The organism is Klebsiella planticola ATCC 33531, assembly GCF_000735435.1.
Classification (GTDB): Bacteria; Pseudomonadota; Gammaproteobacteria; order Enterobacterales; family Enterobacteriaceae; genus Klebsiella; species Klebsiella planticola.
The window spans coordinates 39,537-61,024 of sequence record NZ_JMPP01000012.1; the positions used below are offsets into that span (position 1 = coordinate 39,537).

A 21,488-nucleotide genomic window follows, 5' to 3' on the forward strand; every position below is an offset into this window, starting at 1 on the left:
ATCGTTAATAGTTTACCTGGGTCGGGCCGCCGCTATCGCCGCGATCGTTACGATCTGGCGCCGAGCTCTGGATACCGCTATTGACCGGTTTGGTCGGCGGAGCCGCCGTCTTTTCTGCCGGAGGGAAATAAAGCGGTCCCTTCAGACCACAGCCGGTCAGGCTGAAGATCGCCAATAAAACGGCAAGCGTTGGAAAAACGTTTTTCATTGATAGTTGCCCGTGATTCACTCTTTCTGCTTTCTATCATCGCAGGAGAAGACGTAAAAGCAAGCGTTTAGCATCCGACTGCGCGCGCTTTTGTTTCGCGCTATACTGCCGCCATCTTCAAAAAAGCAGGGTAGAACCATGAACGACAGTGAATTCCATCGCCTGGCTGACAGCCTGTGGATGACCATCGAAGAACATCTGGACGAGCGGGACGGCGATAGCGATATCGACTGTGAGATCAACGGCGGCGTGCTGACCCTCAGTTTTGAGAACGGCAGCAAAATTATTATCAACCGTCAGGAGCCGCTGCATCAGGTGTGGCTGGCGACAAAGCAAGGCGGCTACCATTTTGATCTTAAAGGTGATGAGTGGGTGTGCGACCGCAGCGGTGAAACCTTCTGGGACCTGCTGGAGCAGGCGGCGACTCAGCAGGCCGGCGAAGCCGTGAGTTTTCGCTAAGCCAGCGCTTTCATCGTCATCGGGAAAGCAAAACCCCGGCGAAAACACAACGTCGCCGGGGAAATGGTGACTCAGGAACGTCGGTCAGGAATAGTGCTGCTGCAGCATGGGCGACGCCACGGCATCCTGGCTCACCGGCGCGGCAGCCGCCCCGATAGCCTGGCTGCGGAACGGAATCACCTGAGGTCGACCGTCAACATCGACGATCTGATAGAACTGCGGCAGGTTGAAGTTGATAAAACTGGAGCCGTAGGTGAAACGATCGTGGGATGAAGAGTAGAAGCGGCTCACGTCACGCACCAGCTCCTCTTTACTGCCTTCACAGTGATGATAAACCTCGGCGCGGTTGCTCTCGTCGAGAATATAGATATTAAATCCGCTCTCGTTATCCGCCTCTTCAAAGAAGAACTGAATAATCCCTTCGCTGGCAAATCCATCCACTACCGCCGGTAGCTTAACATGGTTGGTTTCCACCTGAACCGACAGGCCGTGCAGCTTGTTATGCGAGATAGCGCCGTAGAATTCAATGGCGTTCTCCAGCTTCTGCACCGACACGTTAAGACGTTCGAAAAACAGTCCCCAGGTCTGCCCGGAAACGCGCAGCGCCTTAAAACGCCCGGTATCCTGACGGGTACTGGAAAGGCGCAGCTCAATGCACTCGGACACCATCTGCTGCACGCGGGTGCGGATGAGACCGCGCAGATGCTGACTGTAGCAGAACACTTCAACGCTATCCGGCGGCGCAGCATCCTGATGCATTTTACCGAGAATGGTTTTCAGCGCTTCGATCATCGCCTGCTCGCCGTTAAAGTGCAGGGTGCGCACTTCGTTCCACGAGTTGCGGTACAGCAGATCGACGCTACCGATTAAGCACTTCTGCTCTTCGCCAAAGCTGAAGACATCCAGTTTACGGAAGTCAAAATGCACAACCTGATTGCGGAACGCCGCCGTCGGGTCATATTCGAGGTTGACGATAATCGCCAGGTGGCGGATTTCGCAGGGGCTATACAGCGCTTTGGGCGTTGGCGACGGCAGACGCAGCGGGAAATGGTGCGAAACGTCGGCGACCATCTCCTGAAGCTTCGCCAGATCGACGATACCGTTGCCCTTAATAAACAGGCGAGTGCGTGACGTCAGCAGGCCGTTAAACCAGGCCCATGCCACCAGCTTATTAAGATAACGGTTATATTCCAGCGGCTGATGGCTGATGATCGATTCCATATCCGGCGCACGGTTGTACACATACCAACCGGTACGGTTGGCACGGCCAGGAGGCACGTGGATGAAGGTCAGATTCGGCTCGGAGAGATCCGGAGAGATTTGCGGGTTCACCAGCGTCACTTTGCCCGGCAGCGCTTCAAACGCCGCATACAGCTTACGGGTCAGTACGCCGATATCCTGCGGACTGGCGGACACGCTGAGGTTGTTACGCCGCGCAAAGCGGATCAGGTTGCGATAGCTTTGCATCATCGCATCCAGCAGCTCGTTGTGCGCTTTGCGTACTTCGTCGATCTTCCAGTTAGCCCGGTTGTCCAGCATCATCAGACGCTTTTCATCCCAGCCCCACTCTTGCACCAGGTGGCTCACCACTTCACGACGCCAGCCTACGCAGGCGCGCTCGCGGCTGAGTTTTTCGCACACTTTCAGATAGAAACAGCGGCGCACCAGATCGAGACGCGTGTCGTCTTCAATGGCCTGCAGATAGGCGGTCACGCGTTCCAGCATCATGCAGTAAGGATCGAGCCCAAACGAGACGATTTCTCCGTCGTGCAGACGCTGTTTAATGTCTTTCGCCAGCAGGCGGTTGTTCGGGTACTCCCAGGAGTAGGCTTCCAGCAGCAGCGTTTTCAGCACCGCTTTATACGGTGAATCGATACTTTTATAGAGCTGCCACAGGCTGGCGCCGAAATACTCTTCCGCCGACAGCGAGCTCAGGCCGCCCAGATCGAGCCACTCATTTGGCGTCAGTACACCTTGCGCATAGAGCCCCATCACGTAATCGTCGTAATGATCCTCTTCGTCGCACGGCACCATATTCCACAGAATACGTTTCCCGGCGAGGCGCACGGCGGTGCGGTAGAACTCATCCAGCAGCAGGATATGCTGCGTCGACCCGCAGTCTTCGCCACCCAGGCTGCCGCTTTCGTTATGGCGGAAGCGGTTTTCGTCAATCAGGAAGAAGCTGACCTCAACGCCCAGCGATGCCGCCCAGCTTTCCAACAGGCTACATTTGCGCTGCAGCAGCTGGCGCTCTTCGGTATCAAGCCATGCCTGATGACAAACCCAGATATCGAGGTCGGAAGAGCAGCTTTGGCCTACGGAGGAGGTACTGCCCATCGAGTAGACGCCGGTTATCGGCAGTTCGCCTTTCGGCGGCTCCTGCGCCAGCATGCCGCGGTGCAGTTCTAACTCGTCAAGGTAGTGGCGTTGGGTTTCATCAGGCGTGTAGAGGCAAATGCCGCGGGGAACGTTACCGTCAAGGTAACCCGGCATCAACGGGTGATGATAATGTAGTAATGTCGGCAGTAGACTGTAAACCTGCTGGAAAGCGGGTCCCATGGCAGCAAGCGCGCGATCCACGCGCAGTTGGTTGATGGCATCCAGTCTCTGTTTCAGTGTCTCAATATAGAGGTACAAGACATATCGCCTGATGTTCAAAAACCCGTCGTACAATAGTACGGAGGATTTCAGTATTTCAACAAAAACCGTCACCATTTGTCGTCGGTGTGGTTGTGATGAGCTGCTGACGGACAAATGGTTTAAAACGTGATCAATCTAACACCTTGCTCATTGACCGTAAAGAAAGATGCGCTACATACAAGTGTAGCACCGTTTACTGCGTGTAAATTCCTCACTACGGTTGTGGCAACCGCAATGGCACCAAACGCAAATAACGCAAAAAACGAAACAGCCGCCCCCCTAATCCCACAAAACTAACATCCATAAGGCAACAATGTTAGGATAGTTTGTGGTCGACAATGACGGTAACAAGCATGTTAGACAAAGTTTTGAGAATTGCCACACGGCAAAGCCCACTTGCGCTATGGCAGGCGCATTATGTGAAAGAGCGCCTTGAGTCCTGCCATCCTGGGCTGGCGGTGGAACTGGTGCCGATGGTCACTCGCGGCGACGTGCTCCTTGATACTCCGCTGGCAAAAGTGGGCGGCAAGGGCTTGTTTGTCAAAGAATTAGAACTGGCCATTATCGAAGGGCGCGCGGATATCGCCGTGCATTCCATGAAAGATGTTCCCGTCGAGTTTCCCGATGGACTGGGGCTGGTCACGATTTGCGAGCGCGAAGATCCGCGCGACGCCTTCGTCTCTAATCGCTATGCGTCAATCGATGCGTTGCCGCACGGCAGCATCGTTGGCACTTCCAGTTTACGCCGCCAGTGCCAGCTGGCAGCCCAACGTCCCGACCTGCAGATCCGCTCTCTGCGCGGTAACGTGGGGACCCGCCTCGGCAAACTCGATAGCGGCGAATATGATGCGATTATTCTGGCGGCCGCCGGGTTGAAACGCCTGGGGCTGGAGTCGCGTATTCGTCAACCGTTAACGCCGGAGCAGTCTCTGCCCGCGGTCGGCCAGGGGGCGGTCGGTATTGAATGTCGCCTTGACGATCAATGGACGCAAACCCTGTTAGCACCGCTGAATCATACGGAAACCGCCATCCGAGTCCGCGCGGAACGGGCGATGAATACCCGGCTGGAAGGCGGCTGTCAGGTTCCGATCGGCAGCTACGCTGAGCTGATTAACGGTGAGCTGTGGCTGCGCGCGCTGGTCGGTGCGCCGGACGGTTCGCAGGTGGTGCGCGGTGAACGACGCGGCCAGCCGGAAGATGCCGAGCGTCTCGGCGTCTCGCTGGCGGAAGAGCTGCTGGATAGCGGCGCCCGCGACATTCTCGCCGCCGTTTATGCAGGAGAAGCCCCTCGATGAGTATCCTGGTCACCCGTCCGTTGCCCCAAAGTGAAGAGCTGGTCAGCCGCCTGCGCGCGCTAGGACATGTGGCCTGGAGTTTTCCACTCATCGAGTTTACCCCTGGACGCGAACTGCCTGCGCTAAGCGGCCAGCTGGCCGCCTTATCCGCGGGCGATCTTTTGTTTGCGCTCTCGCAGCATGCGGTAGAGTTTGCCCATGCTCGCCTGCATCAACTGGGCCAACGCTGGCCGAAAGCACCCGGCTATTTTGCGATTGGCCGTACTACGGCGCTGGCCCTGCATACGGTCAGTGGACAGAATATTCGCTACCCATTAGATCGGGAAATTAGCGAAGTCTTGCTACAATTACCTGAATTACAAAACATTGCCGGGAAGAAAGCCCTTCTTCTTCGCGGTAACGGCGGGCGGGAATTATTAGGCGAAACGCTCCGCGAGCGCGGCGCCGACGTCACTTTTTGTGAATGCTATCAACGTAGTGCAAAGCATTACGATGGCGCAGAAGAAGCAATGCGCTGGCAGTCCCGCGGCGTCACTACGCTGGTCGTCACCAGCGGCGAGATGCTGCAACAGCTTTGGGCGCTGATACCCCAATGGTATCGCGAACGGTGGCTCCTTCGCTGTCGCATTTTAGTTGTCAGTGAACGCCTGGCCCGGCAGGCCCGTGAATTGGGCTGGCAGGATATCCAGGTTGCCGATAGCGCCGACAACGATGCGCTGCTACGCGCATTACAATAACTCTCAACATTGGAAGCCATAATGACGGAACAACAAAACCAATCCGCCGTGGTTGAAGAGACCAGGGAGGCCGTGGACAAGGCGCCACAGCCAGAGAATACCGGAAAGAAAAACGGCGGTAATAAAACCAGCCTCGTTCTGAGCGCGGTGGCTATCGCCATTGCCCTCGCCGCTGGCGTCGGCCTGTTTGGTTTAAATAAACAGCAAGTATCACGGCAGAACGAGACCAGCACGGCGCTCGCCGATCGGGTGGCGGAGCTGCAAAAAGCGCAAGAAAGCCAAAAAAAATGAACTCGAAGGTATTATCAAGCAGCAGGCGGACCAGCTAACCGAAGCGAAGCATCAGCAGGAGACGCTGGCGAAGCAGCTGGAAGACGTGCAGCAAAAAGTGGCCGTCATTTCCGGCAGCGATGCCAAAACCTGGCTGCTGGCGCAGGCTGATTTTCTGGTCAAATCGGCCGGGCGTAAGCTGTGGAGCGATCGGGACGTCACCACCGCCGCGGCGCTGTTAAAAAGCGCCGATGCCAGCCTCGCCGATATGAACGATCCGAGTCTGATTAGCGCCCGCCGCGCCATTACCGACGATATCGCCTCCCTGTCGGCGGTTAGCCAGGTCGACTACGACGGTATCATCCTCAAGGTCAACCAGCTTGCTAACCAGATTGATAATCTGCGCCTTGCCGACAATAACGATGACGACTCCCCGATGGATTCCGACAGCGAAGAGCTCTCCAGCTCTATTGGCGAATGGCGCGTGAATCTGCAAAAGAGCTGGCAGAGCTTTATGGACAGCTTTATTACCATTCGTCGCCGCGACGAAACGGCAGTCCCGCTGCTGGCGCCAAACCAGGACATCTACCTGCGCGAAAATATTCGCTCCCGCCTGCTGGTTGCGGCACAAGCGGTACCGCGCCATCAGGAAGAGACATACAAACAAGCGCTGGATAATGTTTCCACCTGGGTTCGCGCCTATTACGACACGGAAGATGCCACCACCAGGGCGTTTCTGGAAGATGTCGATAAGCTGAGTCAGCAAAGCATCACAATGAATGTACCGGAAAATCTGCAAAGTCAGGCCATTCTTGAGAAGCTGATGCAAACGCGGGTACGCAACCTGATGGCGCAGCCTGCCGTGACCCAGAGCAGTGCGCCGACGCCCCCTGCACCTGCGCCTGCACCTGCGCCTGCACCTGCGCCTGCACCTGCGCCACAAGGAGAGTAACGCATGCTGAAAATTCTCTTACTCTTCGCACTGCTGATCGCCGGGATCGTTGTCGGCCCGATTATCTCCGGGCACCAGGGCTACGTTCTGATCCAGACCGATAACTACAATATCGAAACCAGCGTAACCGGGCTGGCGATCATCATGATCCTCACCATGGTGGTACTGTTTGCGATTGAATGGCTGTTCCGCCGTATTTTCCGTACCGGCGCCCATACCCGCGGCTGGTTCGTGGGCCGCAAACGCCGTCGCGCACGTAAGCAAACCGAACAGGCGCTACTCAAGCTGGCGGAAGGCGACTATCAGCAGGTTGAGAAGCTGATGGCGAAGAACGCCGATCATGCCGAGCAACCGGTGGTGAACTATCTGCTGGCGGCGGAAGCGGCCCAGCAGCGTGGTGATGAAGCCCGGGCGAATCAGCATCTGGAGCGCGCCACGGAGCTGGCCGGAGACGATTTGATTCCGGTCGAGATCGCGCGCGTGCGCCTGCAGCTGGCCCGCAATGAAAACCATGCGGCCCGCCACGGCATTGATAAGCTGCTGGAGATTACCCCACGGCATCCGGAAGTCTTGCGTCTGGCCGAACAGGCCTATACCCGCACCGGCGCGTGGAATTCACTGCTGGATATCCTGCCGTCAATGGCAAAAGCCAACGTCAGCGATGAAGAGCACCGCGCCGCGCTGGAGCAGCAGGCCTGGATTGGCTTGATGGACCAGACCCTGGCCGATCGCGGAAGCGATGGATTACGTGAGTGGTGGAAAAACCAGAACCGCAAAACTCGCAGCCAGGTGCCTCTGCAGGTGGCGATGGCCAGTCTGCTCATCGAGAGCGACGATCACGATACCGCGCAGCAGATTATTATCGACGGACTGAAGAAGCAGTATGATGACCGCCTGGTGATGCTTATTCCGCGCCTGAAGACGAATAATCCGGAGCAGCTGGAAAAAGTGCTGCGTCAGCAGATTAAATCGGTCGGCGATCGGCCTTTACTGTGGAGCACGCTGGGGCAATCCCTGATGCGCCACGGCGAGTGGCAGGAGGCCAGCATCGCGTTCCGTGCTGCGCTGAAACAGCGCCCGGATGCCTTTGATTATGCATGGCTGGCCGATACGCTCGACCGTATGCATCAGCCAGAAGAAGCGGCATTAATGCGCCGTGATGGCCTGCTGCTAACGCTACAGAACAATCCTCAGCCTTAACCTGCCTTTCCGCTATCGTCTCTTCCAGAGGCGATAGCGCGCTTCTTTTCGCCCTCTTCTGCTCATACCGTTGCGACATAAAAAAACGCCTGCACTGAAACCAGGGCAGGCGTTAAAACAGGTCTGTTTGACAACAAATTGGGTGCTTCACTCAACGTTATGTCCATGGTGTTTGATGAGACGGTACGCTGTATCTCTCAAGCTACGTCGAAGTAGCGTGAAGAACGTGCGTATAAACGCGACATCTGTCAGTGGACGATAAGCACCGTAAACGGCTCTGCATCATTCCTGAGTTTATGAGGCCCGAGGGCGAACATAAGAGATGGAATGAGCATCTACCCGTTTATTATCGCACAGGTTCCGTGGAAATTGCATCAGCCACAGCGGTAAATTGGGAGGATTCCGGGCACGAAATTACGCGTTCGCATAACGCACGGATAGCCGTTTTTTATTCGGGAGATCAGGGAGATAGAAGATTGTCGCGCTACGGCAGAAAACAAAAAACCCCGCCGAAGCGGGGTTCAAAATTGGTCGGCGAGAGAGGATTCGAACCTCCGACCCACTGGTCCCAAACCAGTTGCGCTACCAAGCTGCGCTACTCGCCGATGTACTGCTTTTTGAATTTTTAGTTCAATTCGTTAAAGTCGTGGTGCGAGGGGGGGGACTTGAACCCCCACGTCCGTAAGAACACTAACACCTGAAGCTAGCGCGTCTACCAATTCCGCCACCTTCGCATTTCACAACTCTATCAAATAATGGGGTGGCTAATGGGATTCGAACCCACGACAACTGGAATCACAATCCAGGGCTCTACCAACTGAGCTATAGCCACCACTGCAAATCTTTTCACGCGGCACTGTTAAATCAACAGTCCACCGCAGCTCAAGCACCGGGTTAAATGGTGCGCCCGACAGGATTCGAACCTGAGACCTCTGCCTCCGGAGGGCAGCGCTCTATCCAGCTGAGCTACGGGCGCTTAGCGCCGTTGCGGGGTCGGATAATACGGACTTCCCCCCCCGCTGTCTAGTGCCTTTTTAAATAAAATTTCTGTTTGGTCACGCTTTGTGCACTTTGGCGTTTATTCCGTCGTTTTATCGACATTTCCATGTCGACCGAGACCAAACGCCTTATAAATAAGCGTCACGAGGGCCAGGAAAAGTATTCCGACGAACAGCGACATACGGGTGTCGTCATTAAAGCCCATACCTATCAGCACACAAACCAGAAACGCCATCGTGAAATAGTTGGCCCACGGGAACAGCAGCGAACGGAACGGGTGGCTGGCCATCTCCTCCTGATGCGCACGACGAAAACGCAGCTGACTAATCAGAATCACAAACCACGGCACCATACCCGGCAATACGCTGGCACTGTAAACATAGACGAAGACCCGCTGCGGGTTGGGAATAATATAGTTCAGACAGGAGCCAATCAGCAGAATCAGAATCGACAGCGCGACGCCCACGGCCGGCACGCCATTGCGCGAAACTTTCGCCATTGCCGCAGGCAGTTGCCGGTTGCGCGCCAGCGCGTAGAGCATACGACCGCAGCTGTACATCCCGCTATTACAGCCGGAAAGCGCCGCCGTCAGCACCACAAAGTTGATAATACCCGCCGCCGCAGTAATACCGATTTTCGCAAAGGTCAGAACGAACGGGCTGCCGCCGGAACCAATTTGATTCCACGGGAAAATCGTGACAATCACGAAAATCGCGCCCACATAAAAAATCAGGATACGCCACAGGACCTTGCCCACCGCACTGCGCAGCGTGACCTGCGGATTCTTCGCCTCACCGGCGGTGATGCCGATAAGTTCAACCCCCTGATAGGAGGCCACCACGATACACAGCGCCGTCAGGAATCCTTTCCAGCCGCCGGCGAAAAAGCCCCCGTGTTCGGTCAGATTGCCAAATCCGATGGAGTGCCCGCCGTTGCCAAAACCAAAGAAGATCACCCCCAGCCCGACGACGATCATCACGATAATGGTGGTGACTTTAATCATCGCGAACCAGAATTCGATCTCACCATACAGGCGTACTGCGGCCAGGTTTGCCAGCGCCACCAGCCCGACGGCAATAAGCGCCGGTATCCACTGCGCCATATCCGGGAACCAGAACTGCACATACACCCCGATGGCCGTAATCTCCGAGATCCCGACCGCCATCCACATAAACCAATATGACCAGGCGGTAAGATAGCCGAAAAACGGGCTCATATAGCGGTGCGCGTAAACGGCGAATGAACCGGTCACCGGCTCAAGGAACAGCATTTCGCCCATCGAGCGCATGATAAAGAAGACAAATAAACCGGCGATAATATACGCCAGCAGGACCGAAGGACCGGCCCATTTCAGCGTGCTTGCCGCCCCCATAAACAAACCCACGCCAATCGTCCCGCCAAGGGCGATAAGCTCAATGTGTCTGGCCTCCAGTCCGCGCTGGAGTTCCGCTTTTTTCTCTGTCATATAACCTCTTGTGTTTGCCCTGCTTCCGGTTTTTGTTCCTCGTCCATTGAGCGGCACGCCTGAGGGCCGACCTTACCCCCACCCGTAGCACAGCGATTCATGCCGTCGGGAGTGACAGGTTTGCCATGGCGTGACCCGCGAATGGTCTTGCCCATATACCGGTTATTTTTATTAATGAATGAAAGGAAATGTCCTTGCCTGCACGACGGCACACGCTGCCCGCCGTGCATTAAGCATGCGAATGGTTAATGAATTTTCAGGAAATGGCAAATAAAGTATCAGGCGAGTGACAGTAGTAAACACAATACGTACGTAAACTCGCCAGTTTGCAGTGGAATATCAGAGCTGACCGGTATAATACCAACGTAAATATCGCAGCAGGCGAATCTGTCTTTTAATCCGACTCGGCTGAGAGACCAAACGATAGAACCACTCCAGACCCAGGTTTTGCCAGAATTTTGGCGCCCGGTGGACATGGCCGGTGAAAACATCGTAGGTGCCGCCAACCCCCATATACAGCGCCTGCGGATAGACCTCCCGGCAGTCGCGCATCAGGATCTCCTGACGCGGCGATCCCATCGCCACGGTTACGATTTTCGCACCGCTATCGCGAATACGCTCAAACAACGCCTGGCGTCGATCGGCAGCGAAATACCCATCCTGACTGCCGACAATATTGACCTTCCAGCGGGCACGCAGCTGCGCCTCCGTCTGTGCCAGCACCTCCGGCTTGCCGCCAACCAGGAAGACCGGGGTCCCCTGTGCGCCCGCCCGTTCCATCAGCGCTTCCCAGAGGTCAGCGCCCGCCACGCGCGAAACCTGAGCCTGAGGGTATTTTTTACGCAGTGAGCGCACGACGCTGATGCCATCGGCATATTTAAACTCTGCGGCTTCAATCAGTGCCCGTACGTCAGGATTATCCTCAACCGCCAGCATCTTCTCTGCGTTGATCGCCACCAGCGTTCCCTGGCGGATAGTGCCGTCCGCATACAGATAGTCCAGAGCGTGCTGCATATTGCGCCAACCAATGAGTTGTAACCCTCTCAGCAGATACAACGGCGCAGAAATAGTCTCAGTCATGTCCATCCTTATCTGACCTGAGGTTGCGAAAGCGGTTTAACCCGCCGGTGAATCAGTCCCGCGCTATCCAGGAACCAGTACAGCAATTTCGCCGCCAGTAAGCAGATACCAAAGATCACGAGGAAAAACACCACGCGGGAGCCAAATGAGTCCAGCCCTTCGCGCGCCAGCACTATCATGTTGAAGATAGCGCCAAAACAGAAACTGTGCAGGATAGCCGCTTTATAACGGTTACTCTCGCGGTTACCCAGCTCATACAGCCAGTCGAACCATTTGATAATCAGTCCGACCGCCACCGCGCCCAGCGGAACAAACCAGATCCCCCCCATCACCACCAGCGAGCCGATCAGCGTCGGCGAGATAGCCAGGCCGGAGTGGTTATTCAGCACTTCCCAGGTAAAGTAGTTAGCGGTATTGAGCACCATCGACGGTCGGCTATGCCACATCCAGCTGGGGATAAAGACGTAGAAATCCCTGATCATCGGCGCCAGCCCCTGGAAGGCGATCTTGTCGTAGTTTTGCAGCAGCAGCGCCAGATTCTCCCACGGCGAAAACGTATCGCGGGTCAGATAGAGGAAGGTATAAAACGCTTCATCGCCGCTGACGTTCATGCCATAGCGCTTAAGCGCCAGCCAGAACATTCCCACAATACCCAGGACGCCAGCCGCCGCCAGCATCCACAGGCTGATCCAGCCGCGAATAATGCCGATAAACAGGAAAATGGCGAAAGCGATAATGATATTCGCGCGGGTACCGCCGACAATGGCATAGGTCAACAGCCCAAACGCCACGGTGCTGAGCAGGAAGAATATCCACGCCTTATAATCCTGGCGCAGGAAATAGACCACCAGCATCGCCGGGATAAAGAAATAGAAAAAGCGCTTCAGCGCCACGCCGGAGACTTCGGCAGAGAAGATCTGACTGTAAGAGTTGAGCTTAAACAGCAGGAAGCCATTGTGGGCAAAGAAAATCCCGACGCACAGCAGCGCTACGCCCAGCAGAATGATCCATGCCAGATGCGTTTCCACGCGGTTCATCGTAAATAGTGGCCGTCGCTGGCTGTCGTGCGTGGCCGAACGCAGACGCGTTTTATAGGTCACGTAATAGACCGCATAGAAACAGACCGACACCAGCAAGGTTTGCAGCAACACGTCCGGCGGAGCAACGCTGACATCAAAGCGGAACACCAGGATACTGGTCAGCGGGAAACCAAAGAAGAAGGTCAGCAGAAACAACAACGAGAAGAACACATTGAAGTTAAAGCGCACGCGGCGAAACTCAAAATACGTCGCGGTGGCGATAAACAGCGTTGACAGCAGCCAGACCACCAGCAGCCCGCAAAATTGCATTAATGTCATGCGTTGACCCCCGCGGCAATCTGCAATGCCTGCTGCCAGCCCGCCAGGTAGTTCGGCCGGAAGAAAGCAATCTGGTTCTTATCAACGCTCGCCAGCTGACGCTGGGCTTCACGCACTACGTCAACATCCAGCGCATCGCCAGTAAACAGCACCGGAATATTCTGCTCCGTCATATCCTGCCAGAACGGGTTTTCCCGGTTCAGCACACAGGGTATCCCTGCCTGAATTAATAAACATAGTGTCCCGATGCCCTGCTGGCGAGCAAACAGGAAATAGCCCAGATCGCAGCAGCGCAGCAGATTCAGATAATCAGGAAACGCCAGCTTCTCACTGAGAATCTGCAGGTGGGTGGCGCTAAACAGTGCAGCGCCCGCTTCACGGACCTCGTTAATATAGTCCGTATTATTTTCCGGATACCCCATCGGCACGATCACGTTTACCGTATCGCCAAATTGCTGATGGATAGCACGCAGCGCCGCAATATGCTCATTACTGCGGTCACCCGAGTTCCCGACCAGAATCGTCAGCGTCTCGGCGCGCGGTGCGCTCTCGGCCAGCGAATTAAGCGCCGGATCCATGCGCGTCGGAAAATAGAGCAGTTCGCCGGGCACGCGCGGATGACGGCGAGCGAACCAGCTGAGATCGCCCCGGGTGGCAAAAACGCGCCCGACCCGACTCTGGGCAAGGCGCCGCAGCGGATAGAACAGGCGAAACTTCAGGCTGGACGAATTTTCATACAGGTCGGCACCCCAGATATGCCAGTTAAACTGGGCAGGACGAATCCCCCCGCTTAGCAGCGCCAGCCACAGCCCGGTATTAAACTGGCCGTGGAAGAAAAAGCGCTGTCGGCGATCGGCTTTTGCCAGAGTTATCACCGCCTGCGCCAGGGATTTTTTCCCGGGATAACAGGTGACAGATAATGCCGGGTAGGCCTCGCGCACTCCTGTTGCATCACCGACGACCATAAACCTACGCGCCTGCTCGTCATGGGCGGCCAGCTCGTCATTAAAGAACCGTAAAACGGTCTGGTTGTGGTGCGGGATATCCGATCCCAGTACATGTATCAGTGCTGTCATGCCCGTTTACGCCAGAGTAAAAACACGCCACTACAAAGGGCGAAATAAACAATATACGTAGCCATATACGCCTGCGCTGCGCCAATCGCGCCATGCGCCGGGATCAGCCAGTGCGAGAATGCGGTCAACAGCGTGAACTGGCTGATTTCCGTTAGTATATAAAAACGCAGCGACGCTTTCGCAATCACCAGATAGCCATAAACATAGGCGCCGACCTTCAGCACATCGCCGACCAGTTGCCAGGCAAACAGGTCGCGCATCGCCGTAAAGCGGTCGGAAAACAGCAGCCAGATGGCAAAGTCGCGCAGTAGCCAGACGGTTAAGCTCGCCACCGCCACCGCCGGAAGGACAAATTTTAATGATTTGCCGATCTCACGGGTAATCTCTGATTTGGCCGTCAATCGGGAGAGCGTAGGCAGCAGATAGACGCTAAACGATGCGGTGATAAACTGCAGGTAGGCATCGGAAATGCTGCTGACCCCTTGCCAGATCCCTACCGCCTCCCAGCCATAATGCTCCGCCAGCAGGTTACGCATCATCACGTAAGCCACCGGCAGCGTCACCGAGGTAATCAGCGCCATCAGGGTAAATTTGGAAAGCTGCCCCGCGAGGCCGTTATCCCAGCGCGGACGCAGCGCGCTGAGCGGGATTGTCCCGCGCCGCCATAGCACGATTGCCGCCGGGATCACCACCAGCGCCGGCACCAGCGCCAGCCCGAGCAGCGCCCCCTGGTAGCCCGCGAAGCGATAGCAGACGTAATAGGCCACGACGCCAATCAGGCTACCGGCGATCAGCGACAGGGCATTGCCCGCCGCATCGCGAAAACCTTTCATCAAGGCCAGCAGCAGGTTTGCCCAGGCAATGCCCATCTGTACCAGCGCCACCAGTTGCACCAGCCCCTGATAGTGCGTATGGCCGAACAGCCCCTGGCTGACCGGCGCGGCCGCCAGCAGAAAGACCAGCGCCAGCAGCGTTGAGAAGCCAAGCACCATTGCTGAGGAGGTGCCGACGACCTTATTCAGCTGCTGGCGATCGTCATGATGCTGTGCGACCAGTTTGGTGACACCGTTGAAAATACCGGCGCCCGCCAGTACGCCAAGCACGGTCACCAGCTGGCGAAAGTTACCGGCCTGACCAACCCCTGCCGGGCCAAAGGAGACAGCCAGTAGTTTAACCACCAGCAGTCCGGCCCCAATTTTGACCAGCGTGGACGCGGCGGTCCACAGTGAAGCTTTAGCCAGCGACATATCAGGAGAAATAACTCAGCAGCGAATTAATCACCGTACGCTGATTGGCTGACGACAGGTTATAGAACAGCGGCAGGCGCAGCAGGCGCTCGCTCTCCTGGGTGGTATGACGATCGTCACCGCGGAACTCGCCAAAGTGCTCTCCCGCCGGGCAGCTATGCAGCGGAATGTAGTGGAACACCGCCAGAATTTCCGCCTCTTTTAGCCAGGCGATCAGATTACTGCGATCGTCAATATCGCGCAGCTTAATATAAAACATGTGCGCGTTGTGTCCGCAGTCGGCCGGAATCACCGGCAGATCGATGCGACCAGCCCGCGCCAGTGGCAGCAGCGCATCGTAATAGCGCTGCCAGAGCGTTAAACGTTGCTGGTTAATCTGTTCCGCCGCTTCCAGCTGCGCCCACAGGTATGCCGCCTGCAGGTCAGACATCAGATAGCTGGAGCCGATATCGCGCCAGGTGTATTTATCCACCAGCCCGCGGAAGAACTGGCTACGGTTGGTCCCTTTTTCGCGGATAATTTCCGCACGCTCGATCAACTTACGATCGTTAATCAGCGTCGCGCCACCTTCACCGCCGGCGGTATAGTTTTTGGTTTCATGGAAACTGAAACAGCCGATATGCCCGATTGTGCCCAGCGCTCGCCCTTTGTAAGTCGACATGACACCCTGCGCGGCATCTTCCACCACGAACAGATTGTACTTGCTGGCAAGGGCCATGATGGTGTCCATCTCACAGGCCACGCCGGCATAGTGTACCGGTACAATGGCGCGGGTTTTCTCACCGATCGCCGCTTCAATTTTGGTTTCATCGATATTCATCGTATCGCGACGAATATCGACAAAGACGATTTTTGCCCCGCGCAACACAAAGGCGTTGGCGGTTGAGACGAAGGTATAGCTCGGCATAATCACTTCATCGCCCGGCTGGATATCCAGCAGCAGCGCCGCCATTTCCAGCGAAGCGGTGCAGGAAGGCGTCAACAGTGCTTTCGCAGTCCCAAACCGCTGCTCCATCCACTGCTGGCAGCGGCGGGTAAATCCGCCGTCGCCGCACAGTTTTCCGCTGTCCATCGCGGATTGCATATAATCAAGCTCGGTTCCCACCACCGGCGGTGCGTTAAATGGAATCATCATGTCACCTGTATAACCAGTACGCGGTGTTTTCCACATTCGCACCGCTGAGAATATAACGTTTAAGCGCGGCGGTGTTCCCCATCTGGGTTGCCACCCGCAGTGTAGACAGCCCGCGGAGTTCGGCCCAATGCCGTGCGGCCTGCATCAGTTCAGCACCCGCGCCGCGACCGGCCAGCAGGCCGATGCGGGCATCCGTCTCATTGAGCTGACGCAGTGAAACAAAAGCGCGAATGTCGCCATCGGCAGCGCGAAAAATCAGACACTGGTTATCGAACGTCCCCCGCACCGCGTTTTCAATCCACTGGGCGTAGAAACGGCCGCTGGCATCTGCGGCATACCAGGGAGCGCGGAAGCGACTTTGCGCAAAGGCCTGTGCCGCCAGCTCGCGCAGTCGTGGAATCTCTGCCGGCGTAGCCACTTCACAGCCCGCGTCGGCAGACCGACCGACCGGCAGTGCCAGATCGACTTCGCCTTCCACCAGTTGGAAACCCAGCAGCTGTAGCGCATCCAGCCGCACGCCATCATCCGCCGCAATCTTCGCCTGCAAACGCGTCCAGCCGGCCAGCGCCTGAGCGGTCAGCTGCGGGGCGTCATCGCGAAAGCGCACAATCGCGCTCTGGATGCCGAAGAAGCGATTTTCCCACTCCAGGGGTTCAATACTGGCGTGGAGAGACATGGAAGGTATCCTGGTTAGATTGGTCACGGCCAGAAGCTGGCATAAAACACAGGCTTGCGCCGATGACCAGAACCGTTCTCACCGCCACACCCCTTTGGTATCGACAATATAATCCTGCGTCACGCTATCGCCGCTGATGGCTTTAAACTCGTGATGGTCAACCAGCATCACCAGCACATCGGCGGTCGCCAGTGCATCATCCAGCAAGGCCAGCGTACACAGGCCGTCAAGTTTCGCCGGTAGCTGGTGAATATTGGGTTCCACAACCAGCGTTTCACCGCTGTGCCAGCGGGCGATTTGCATAGCGATCGACATCGCCGGACTTTCGCGCAGATCGTCGATATTCGGCTTAAAAGCCAGGCCAAAACAGGCGACCTTCAACTCACTGGCGCGTTTATTACTGGCGGCCAGACAATCGGCGACCCGGGCTTTGACCTGCTCGATAACCCAGTCAGGTTTATGGTCGTTAACTTCACGGGCGGTGCGAATCAGCCGCGCCTGTTGCGGGTTTTGCGCCACGATGAACCACGGGTCGACTGCGATGCAGTGCCCTCCTACCCCAGGTCCCGGCTGCAGGATATTCACGCGCGGATGACGGTTTGCCAGGCGAATCAGCTCCCAGACGTTAATGCCCTGCTCAGCGCAGAGCAGCGACAGTTCGTTCGCAAACGCAATGTTAACGTCGCGGAAGCTGTTTTCGGTCAGCTTACACATCTCAGCGGTGCGGGAGTTGGTGACCACGCATTCGCCTTCGAGAAAAATTTTATACAGCTCGCTGGCGCGGGCGGAGCAAACCGGCGACATACCGCCGATGACGCGGTCGTTTTTAATCAGCTCGACCATTACCTGACCTGGCAACACGCGCTCCGGGCAGTAGGCAATATTGACATCCGCCGCTTCACCAACCTGCTGCGGGAAGCTCAGGTCCGGGCGCATTTCAGCGAGCCAGGCGGCCATTTGCTCCGTCGAACCCACCGGAGAGGTGGACTCCAGAATCACCAGCGCCCCCTTCTTCAGCACTGGCGCAATGGATTTTGCCGCCGCCTCGACGAAGACCATATCCGGTTCATGCAGATCTTTGAACGGGGTGGGTACGGCAATCAGGTACGCATCCGCCGCAACCGGCTCGGTCGTCGCACATAAATAGCCCTGCTCAACCGCCGTTTTGACCACGCTCGCCAGATCCGGCTCTACGATATGAATCTCGCCACGGTTAATGGTCTCCACGGCATGTTGATTGATATCAACGCCGACCACCCGCTTTTGCCGGGAGGCGAACGCGGCAGCGGTTGGCAGGCCGATATATCCAAGGCCAATCACTGAAATGGTAGAAAAACTCATAGCGTTACCTGATTATTTTTAAGTGCGGACAAAATACGGCGACATGCCTGACCATCGCCATAGGGATTATGCGCCCGGCTCATTGCCTGATACGCGGCATCATCCTGCAGCAGATGCGTGACTTCAGCGACGATACGCTGGCTATCGGTCCCGACCAGACGCACGGTACCTGCGGCAATCGCCTCCGGGCGTTCCGTCATTTCACGCATCACCAGTACCGGCTTCCCTAACGATGGCGCCTCCTCCTGAATACCGCCGGAGTCGGTGAGGATCAGCCATGCGCGATCCATCAACCAGACAAACGGCAGATAATCCTGCGGTTCAATTAACATCACGTTATCGATATGACCGAGAATACGGTTCACCGGCTCGCTGACGTTCGGGTTCAGGTGCACCGGATACACAATCTGGACATCGGGATTGCTGGCAGCGATTTCTGCCAGCGCGTGGCAAATTTGCTCAAACCCGCGCCCAAAGCTTTCCCGGCGGTGGCCGGTGACCAGAATCATCTTCTTGCCGTTCGCCAGAAAAGGATAGCGCTGCATCAGTGCGCTACGCAGAGCCTCATCTCCCAGCACCCGATCGCGAACCCAGAACAATGCATCAATGACCGTGTTGCCGGTGACCGTGATATGGTCATCGGTGATATTTTCGCGCAGCAGATTTTGCCGCGAGGTCTCTGTCGGGGCAAAGTGGTACGTTGCCAGATGCCCGGTCAGCGTACGGTTCCCTTCTTCCGGCCACGGCGAGCTCAGATCGCCGGTCCGCAGTCCCGCCTCAACGTGCCCCACCGGGATTCGTTGGTAGAAAGCGGCCAGGCTCGCGGCCATCGTCGTCGTGGTATCGCCATGCACCAGCACGACGTCCGGCTTAAATGACTCCAGGACCGGTTTCAGCCCCTCGAGGATACGACAGGTGATTTCCGTCAGGCCCTGACCTGGCTGCATAATATTGAGGTCGTAATCCGGCACAATAGAAAAAAGTTTCAACACCTGGTCGAGCATCTCCCGATGCTGGGCGGTTACGCACACTTTCGCCTCAAAGTGAGGATCTTTTGCCAGCGCATGAACCAGAGGTGCCATTTTGATGGCTTCGGGTCTGGTGCCAAATACCGTTAGTACTTTCACATCGATTCTCTTCGATTAGGTGATGAAGTTGATTAATGCTTCATCACAGGCCGCATTCACTGGACTCTGCGTCGCGATAATGCAACGCCTGCGCCGATGAGCGCGCCCACGATACCCCACATCACCATCAGAAATACGCGCCGCGGGCTATCGCGTTTTACCGGTTCTTCCGGCGTACGCAAATACCGGTAAGTCTGAAAACGCGGATCTAATGTCGGTCCGACGTTGAGCGTATTCAGCATGGCACGGCTTTGGTCATAGTCGAGATCGTATTCCGGCCCCACCGCTTGCAAATTTTCCAGCCGCGCCTGCAGCATTGGCCTGCCGAGCAAGAACAGCTCGGAATCCGGCAGCTGATCGGCCGGGATGTCCGTTTCACTGCGGGAGATGTTGTGCTGCTGCGCCACTTTCAACGCCTCTTCCACGCTGTGGGTACGGCGGTTGAAAATTTCGCGCGCCACCTCTTCCTGGCGCTTCACCTGCGCTTTCATCTGCACGGTGCGGGCCGCCCAGGCGCCTTTCAGCTCGTCATTTAGGTGCCCTGCCGCACGCTGGCTGGCGAAGGCCACGTACTGGCGCAGCAGATTATTGGCATCCGCCGCGGTCTCGGCCGTCAGCTTCACGCTGTCATTAACATTTTTTAGCGGGTCGCCGGGCATGAACTGAATATTGTTAATCAGATCGTCCAGCAGCGCAGCGTCCGCGCGGGCATTGCCCGACTGGCGCTGTTTGTAATAGTCAGTTTGCAACCAAAAATCGCGGCGGGTATCCCAGGACCCCTGCTGCATGATGAACTCTTTGTAGGCTTGATCCATCGCCGACGGCTGGTCGACCGGAACCAGATTGGCTTTAATATCCAGATTGCGTAAGAACTGCTGTTGAGAATAGTAACCGCCCAGCATATTCACGGTTGGCCGATCGGTTATCGCCGTTGCGCTCCACTCCTGGCGAGCAAAGAAGGCGTAAACCAGAACGATCAGCGCAAATAGCACGGCCATGCCGGCTATCCAGATTTTTCCTGCCCATAAGGCGCGAAACAGCCCGCGAATATCCAGCTCATTCTCAACGTTCACTGCTTGTGCTCCCGGTAATGGTTGAGTCATCACGTCCCCAGTTCTACTTGGTTAATTTTGGATTATTGCCGCTGTGTCGCCGTATTCTGCGTCTGATGCGCTTAACCAGTCGCGCCACTTTCCATGCGCGTTTAATGCAGTAGCCATAAAGGAAAAAGGCCAACAAAAAGAGAATTAACATCACCCATTCAGGAACGATACGGGTATATTCCGCCACCACGCCCACCAGCGCCAGTAGCGCGGCCGCCAGGGTGATCAGGACAAACGCCTGTCGGGAAGTAAACCCGGCACGCATGATCAAATGATGAATATGCTGGCGATCCGGAGAGAACGGACTCATACCTTTACGCAGGCGACGATACATAATCGCCACCATATCCATCAACGGAATCGCAATAATCCACAGGGCGGTCACCGGGCTAATGGGATGCGTTTTGCCCTGGGTCGTTTCCAGCAGAATCCAGATGATGGTGAAGCCAATCATGGTACTGCCGGCATCACCCATAAAAACTTTATAACGACGGCCAAGCGCGCCGAGGTTAAGTAAAATATAGGGCAGAATGGCGGCTATCATCGCAAAACACCACATTGCCAGGCTGTATTGGCCGTCAAACCACAGAATAATGCCGGTTGCCGCAAAGGAGACCGATGACAGACCGCCGAGCAGCCCGTCGATACCATCCACCATATTAAAGGCGTTAATCGCGGCCCAGACGGCGAAAAGGGTGAGGAAGAAGCCAAAGGGGCCGAGGACCAGCTCCCACGAACCAAAAATATAGCCCAGACTACTCAGGTGCAGATTTCCTGCCGTCATCATGACAACGGCAATGGCGGCCTGAATCACCGCGCGAATTTTTACACTGATATCAAACCGATCATCCAGCGCACCGACCAGCACAAGGATGCCGGCGCAGGCCAGATATAAGGATGAATGGGGAATGTAATAATCAGCGATGGCAAAAGTAAAACAAATGCCAGCATAAACTGAGATGCCACCCACTAACGGAACCAAACCCTGGTGCCGTTTTCGATAGTTAGGTTTATCCACTAACCCGACTTTTTTTGCTGCTTTTCGGGCAACAAATATAAAAAGGGTAGTGAATAAGAAAATACTGATTAATTCAGTAATAGCAGTGAGTAAATTCACAAC

Annotated in this window: 17 protein-coding genes, 4 tRNA genes and 1 pseudogene; 5 read left to right on the forward strand and 17 right to left on the reverse strand. The window is 56.1% G+C overall.

The genetic code is table 11. The annotated features are described in order from the left end of the window. Positions 1 to 4: 4 nt before the first annotated feature. Positions 5 to 208, reverse strand: a complete 204-nt coding sequence (gene lptM, locus GRPL_RS21865) for an LPS translocon maturation chaperone LptM (RefSeq protein WP_015585402.1) — start codon at positions 206 to 208, stop codon at positions 5 to 7. 138 nt (positions 209 to 346) lie between these two features. Here lptM and cyaY point away from each other — a divergent pair, with 138 nt between their 5' ends. Continuing rightward, on the forward strand, positions 347 to 667 hold the full coding sequence (gene cyaY / locus GRPL_RS21860; protein ID WP_032690036.1) for an iron donor protein CyaY: 321 nt from the start codon (positions 347 to 349) through the stop codon (positions 665 to 667). 84 nt (positions 668 to 751) lie between these two features. Here cyaY and cyaA read toward each other — a convergent pair whose 3' ends face one another. After that, on the reverse strand, positions 752 to 3,304 hold the full coding sequence (gene cyaA, locus GRPL_RS21855) for a class I adenylate cyclase (protein ID WP_032690037.1): 2,553 nt from the start codon (positions 3,302 to 3,304) through the stop codon (positions 752 to 754). A gap of 356 nt (positions 3,305 to 3,660) precedes the next feature. On the opposite strand from cyaA, the gene hemC reads away from it, so the two are divergent. From hemC to hemY, 4 genes and pseudogenes are all read left to right on the forward strand, one after another. Then, positions 3,661 to 4,602 carry a hydroxymethylbilane synthase gene (gene hemC / locus GRPL_RS21850; RefSeq protein ID WP_032698426.1) on the forward strand — a complete coding sequence of 314 codons (942 nt, stop codon included), beginning with the start codon at positions 3,661 to 3,663 and terminating at the stop codon, positions 4,600 to 4,602. After that, entirely contained in the window at positions 4,599 to 5,339 is a 741-nt protein-coding gene (gene hemD, locus GRPL_RS21845; protein WP_032690039.1) for a uroporphyrinogen-III synthase, read from the forward strand. Before hemC ends, hemD begins: the two co-directional genes overlap by 4 nt. A 21-nt stretch (positions 5,340 to 5,360) precedes the next feature. Then, positions 5,361 to 6,561: pseudogene (hemX, locus tag GRPL_RS0125505) on the forward strand (uroporphyrinogen-III C-methyltransferase). 3 nt (positions 6,562 to 6,564) lie between these two features. Then, the gene (gene hemY / locus GRPL_RS21840) at positions 6,565 to 7,761 is read left to right on the forward strand and encodes a protoheme IX biogenesis protein HemY (RefSeq protein WP_032690041.1); all 1,197 of its coding nucleotides are present in this window, start codon (positions 6,565 to 6,567) and stop codon (positions 7,759 to 7,761) included. Between the two features lie 528 nt (positions 7,762 to 8,289). On the opposite strand, the gene GRPL_RS21835 is transcribed toward hemY, so the two are convergent. From GRPL_RS21835 to wecA, 15 genes are all read right to left on the reverse strand, one after another. Beyond that, positions 8,290 to 8,366, reverse strand: a tRNA-Pro gene (locus tag GRPL_RS21835). Between the two features lie 42 nt (positions 8,367 to 8,408). After that, positions 8,409 to 8,495, reverse strand: a tRNA-Leu gene (locus tag GRPL_RS21830). Between the two features lie 22 nt (positions 8,496 to 8,517). After that, positions 8,518 to 8,593: transfer RNA gene (locus GRPL_RS21825), tRNA-His, on the reverse strand. A gap of 67 nt (positions 8,594 to 8,660) precedes the next feature. After that, a tRNA-Arg gene (locus tag GRPL_RS21820) sits at positions 8,661 to 8,737 on the reverse strand. Between the two features lie 102 nt (positions 8,738 to 8,839). After that, on the reverse strand, positions 8,840 to 10,225 hold the full coding sequence (gene thrP / locus GRPL_RS21815) for a bifunctional threonine/serine APC transporter ThrP (protein WP_032690042.1): 1,386 nt from the start codon (positions 10,223 to 10,225) through the stop codon (positions 8,840 to 8,842). Between the two features lie 339 nt (positions 10,226 to 10,564). After that, entirely contained in the window at positions 10,565 to 11,305 is a 741-nt protein-coding gene (gene wecG / locus GRPL_RS21810; RefSeq protein WP_032690043.1) for a lipopolysaccharide N-acetylmannosaminouronosyltransferase, read from the reverse strand. Between the two features lie 8 nt (positions 11,306 to 11,313). Beyond that, complete coding sequence (gene wzyE / locus GRPL_RS21805) at positions 11,314 to 12,663, reverse strand: ECA oligosaccharide polymerase (protein WP_032690044.1); 1,350 nt, start codon at positions 12,661 to 12,663, stop codon at positions 11,314 to 11,316. After that, positions 12,660 to 13,739 carry a TDP-N-acetylfucosamine:lipid II N-acetylfucosaminyltransferase gene (locus GRPL_RS21800; RefSeq protein WP_032698428.1) on the reverse strand — a complete coding sequence of 360 codons (1,080 nt, stop codon included), beginning with the start codon at positions 13,737 to 13,739 and terminating at the stop codon, positions 12,660 to 12,662. The genes wzyE and GRPL_RS21800 overlap by 4 nt, the downstream gene beginning before the upstream one ends. Then, complete coding sequence (wzxE, locus tag GRPL_RS21795; protein WP_032698429.1) at positions 13,736 to 14,986, reverse strand: lipid III flippase WzxE; 1,251 nt, start codon at positions 14,984 to 14,986, stop codon at positions 13,736 to 13,738. The genes GRPL_RS21800 and wzxE overlap by 4 nt, the downstream gene beginning before the upstream one ends. Before the next feature lies 1 nt (position 14,987). Continuing rightward, a complete protein-coding gene (gene rffA / locus GRPL_RS21790; RefSeq protein ID WP_032690062.1) occupies positions 14,988 to 16,118 on the reverse strand; it encodes a dTDP-4-amino-4,6-dideoxygalactose transaminase in 1,131 nt (376 codons plus the stop codon). Positions 16,119 to 16,122: 4 nt separating this feature from the next. Continuing rightward, the gene (gene rffC / locus GRPL_RS21785) at positions 16,123 to 16,797 is read right to left on the reverse strand and encodes a dTDP-4-amino-4,6-dideoxy-D-galactose acyltransferase (protein ID WP_032698430.1); all 675 of its coding nucleotides are present in this window, start codon (positions 16,795 to 16,797) and stop codon (positions 16,123 to 16,125) included. Between the two features lie 78 nt (positions 16,798 to 16,875). After that, the gene (gene wecC, locus GRPL_RS21780; RefSeq protein WP_032698432.1) at positions 16,876 to 18,138 is read right to left on the reverse strand and encodes a UDP-N-acetyl-D-mannosamine dehydrogenase; all 1,263 of its coding nucleotides are present in this window, start codon (positions 18,136 to 18,138) and stop codon (positions 16,876 to 16,878) included. Beyond that, complete coding sequence (wecB, locus tag GRPL_RS21775) at positions 18,135 to 19,265, reverse strand: non-hydrolyzing UDP-N-acetylglucosamine 2-epimerase (protein WP_072000056.1); 1,131 nt, start codon at positions 19,263 to 19,265, stop codon at positions 18,135 to 18,137. The genes wecC and wecB overlap by 4 nt, the downstream gene beginning before the upstream one ends. Before the next feature lie 56 nt (positions 19,266 to 19,321). After that, on the reverse strand, positions 19,322 to 20,368 hold the full coding sequence (wzzE, locus tag GRPL_RS21770) for an ECA polysaccharide chain length modulation protein (protein WP_015585414.1): 1,047 nt from the start codon (positions 20,366 to 20,368) through the stop codon (positions 19,322 to 19,324). A gap of 13 nt (positions 20,369 to 20,381) precedes the next feature. Further along, entirely contained in the window at positions 20,382 to 21,485 is a 1,104-nt protein-coding gene (gene wecA / locus GRPL_RS21765) for a UDP-N-acetylglucosamine--undecaprenyl-phosphate N-acetylglucosaminephosphotransferase (RefSeq protein ID WP_004869531.1), read from the reverse strand. Positions 21,486 to 21,488 lie beyond the last annotated feature (3 nt).